Raw genomic sequence first — 2,530 nt, 5'->3', positions numbered from 1 at the left:
GGCGCCGCCAGTCCGCCGCCCCGGGCGCCGGGCCGAGGAAGCGCTCCGCCACCAGCGGGCCGGTGGCCACCGCGGGCCGCCCGAGGGCCTGCCGCACCCGTTCGGCGGCCTCCTCGGTGACACACAGGTGCAGATCGTTGCCCGGGTGCAGCCACTGGCGGTGCACCGCGAAATCGGTGACCACCACCGCGCTCGGCACCGTCAGGGCCCCGCGGGCCCGCAACCGGCCGGTGAGCTGCGCGGCGAGGTGGAAGACGGGCACCACCGCGGTCGGCCGCAGCCGCCCGGCCAGCGCCAGCAGCCGGTCCTCGGCGAGCGCCGCCAGCGGAGCGGTGCCGGGCCGTGGCCCCACTGCGGGACCGGGCCGGAAGAACGCCCGGTAGATGCCCGCGTAGACCACCGGGGCCCGGCGGACCGCCGTCCGGTAGAAGGCGCGCAGCCCCGGCCCGATCCCGGCGGGCAGCAGCTCCAGCACATCCACCCGGTCCGCCCGGTGCCCCGCGCACTCCAGTCGGCGCACCAGCTCCCCGGCCACCGCGTCATGACCGGCCCCCATGCTGGCGCTCACCACGAGAAAACGCTGTGACGGCTGGCGCATGCTCACCTCCGATGGTGCGAGGCGCGGCCGCTCATGGCTCACTGGAGGTATCCGCACCGCGTGCCGTCAAACCGCGCGCTCGACGGCCGGTGGCCTCCGACGCCGCCGGTCGGCGGCGAGACAGGAAGGTGTCATGGCCCGCCCTCTGCCGGACGCACAGCCTCAAGCCGGCGCCGCGCACGCGACGGCCGGACCCGCCGCCACCGGGGCCGCCCCCACCGAAACCGGGGTGGCGCTGGTGACCGGCGCGTCCTCGGGTATAGGCGCCGCCGTCGCGCACCGGTTCGCGGCGGGCGGCGGATGGCGGCTGCTGGTCAGCGGCCGCCACCGGGAACGTCTCGACCAGGTGGCCGCGCGCACCTCGGCCATCGCCCTGCCGGCCGATCTGGCCACCCCCGAGGGCGGCCGTGGCCTGGTCGAGGACGCCTTCGGTACCGCCGGGCGGGTGGACCTGCTCGTCGCGGGGGCGGGCATCGGCTGGGCGGGCCCCTTCAGCGCGATGCCGCCCGCCGCCATCGACCGCGTCGTGGGCGTCGACCTGCTCGCCACCATGCGGCTGGTACGGCTGGTCCTGCCGCACATGCTGGCCGAGCGGCGCGGCCACATCGTGCTCATCGGCTCGGTCGCGGGCAGCTTCGGGGTGCGGGGCGAGGCGGTGTACTCCGCGGCCAAGGCGGCGCTCGGCGTCTTCGCCGACGCCCTGCGCCACGAGCTGCGCCGGGGCGGCGTACGCGTCACCCATGTGGTACCCGGCGTGGTGGACACCCCGTTCTTCGCCCGCCGCGGCGTCCCGTACACCCGCCGGGTGCCGCGCCCGCTGCCGCCCGAGCGGGTCGCCGACGCGGTGTGGGAGGCCGTCGCCCGCGGCCGGGACGAGGTCTACGTACCGGCCTGGCTGCGGCTGCCCGTGCTGGTGCGCGGCGCGGCCCCGGGGCTGTACCACCGGCTGGCCGCCCGTTTCGGGTGAGGGTGGGGGTGACATGGGCGCCCTGACCGTCCTCCTCGCGCTGCTGTCCGCCCTGGGCAACGGCGCTGCGTCCGTACTTCAGCGGCGCGCCGCGATGGAGCAGGAGCGGGAGCTTCCGGAGGCCGGACGCGGCGGGGTGGGGCAGGCGCTGCGGCATCTGCTGCGGCTGCTGCGGCGCCCGTACTGGCTGGCCGGGGGCGCGGCGATCGTGGTATCGGCGGTGGCCCAGGTGGGGGCGCTGTCAGTCGGGCGGCTCTCCGTCGTGCAGCCGCTGCTGGTCAGCGAGCTGCTGTTCACCCTGGTGGTGGGGAGTCTGGTGTTCCACCGGCGGCCCGGCGGCCGGACCTGGCTGGCGTTCGTGATGCTCGCCGCCGGGCTCGCGCTCTTCCTCGTCGCGGCCGATCCCTCGCACGGCCGCGCCACGGCCCGGAACGGGCTGTGGCTGCCCGCCGGTGTGGTGCTGGTGGTCGTCGTGGGGGCCCTGGTGCTGGTGGCGCGGGCGCTGCGGGGCGCGGCGCGGGCGGCGACGCTCGGCTGCGCGACCGCCGTCGGCTTCGCGTACACGGCGGCCCTCATCAAGGAGTTCACCGGGCGCTTCGGCGGGGGAGTGGCCGCGGTGTTCACCGGCTGGCCGCTGTACGCGGTGTGCCTCGTGGGGCTGTTCAGCTTTCTGTTGCTCCAGAGCACCCTGCGCGCGGGAACGCTGGCCGCCTCCCAGCCCGCGCTGACCCTCGGGGACGCGCTGGTGAGCATCGCGCTGGGCTGGGTGCTGTTCGGCGAACGCGTCGAACTGGGGCTGCGGCTGCTGCCCGAGGCGGTCGGCATCGCCCTGATGGCGGCCGGGATCGTCGGCCTCACCCGGTCGCCCGCCATGGCCGAGGGCTGGGACGCGGACGCCACCGGCGCGGCGGCACCGCCCACGGCGCGACGGGTGCCGGGCGGCGGGAGCCCGCCGTGAGCCCCGG

Annotated in this window: 3 protein-coding genes; 2 read left to right on the top strand and 1 reads right to left on the bottom strand. The window is 77.1% G+C overall.

Annotation, left to right across the window (positions count from 1 at the left end; all coding sequences use genetic code 11):
• On the bottom strand, positions 1–598 hold a 598-nt coding region (locus tag EEJ42_RS32400), incomplete at its 3' end, for an MGDG synthase family glycosyltransferase (RefSeq protein ID WP_425472999.1).
• 133 nt (positions 599–731) lie between these two features.
• Between EEJ42_RS32400 and EEJ42_RS32395 the strand changes: the two genes are divergently transcribed.
• Both EEJ42_RS32395 and EEJ42_RS32390 read left to right on the top strand, forming a co-directional pair.
• A complete protein-coding gene (locus tag EEJ42_RS32395) occupies positions 732–1,565 on the top strand; it encodes an SDR family NAD(P)-dependent oxidoreductase (protein ID WP_123105493.1) in 834 nt (277 codons plus the stop codon).
• Between the two features lie 13 nt (positions 1,566–1,578).
• Positions 1,579–2,523, top strand: a complete 945-nt coding sequence (locus EEJ42_RS32390; RefSeq protein ID WP_123105491.1) for a DMT family transporter — start codon at positions 1,579–1,581, stop codon at positions 2,521–2,523.
• Positions 2,524–2,530: the final 7 nt, after the last annotated feature.

Origin of the sequence: Streptomyces botrytidirepellens (assembly GCF_003721215.1) — a bacterium.
GTDB classification, from domain to species: Bacteria; Actinomycetota; Actinomycetes; order Streptomycetales; family Streptomycetaceae; genus Streptomyces; species Streptomyces himastatinicus.
The sequence above is the reverse complement of the archived record's forward strand: the minus strand, read 5'-3'. Positions and strand labels throughout refer to the sequence as shown.

Bases quoted from the DNA above. Each gene is read 5' to 3' on its own strand.
- EEJ42_RS32395 (WP_123105493.1), top strand. From the start codon at position 732: ATGGCCCGCCCTCTGCCGGACGCACAGCCTCAAGCCGGCGCCGCGCAC.
- EEJ42_RS32390 (WP_123105491.1), top strand. From the start codon at position 1,579: ATGGGCGCCCTGACCGTCCTCCTCGCGCTGCTGTCCGCCCTGGGCAAC.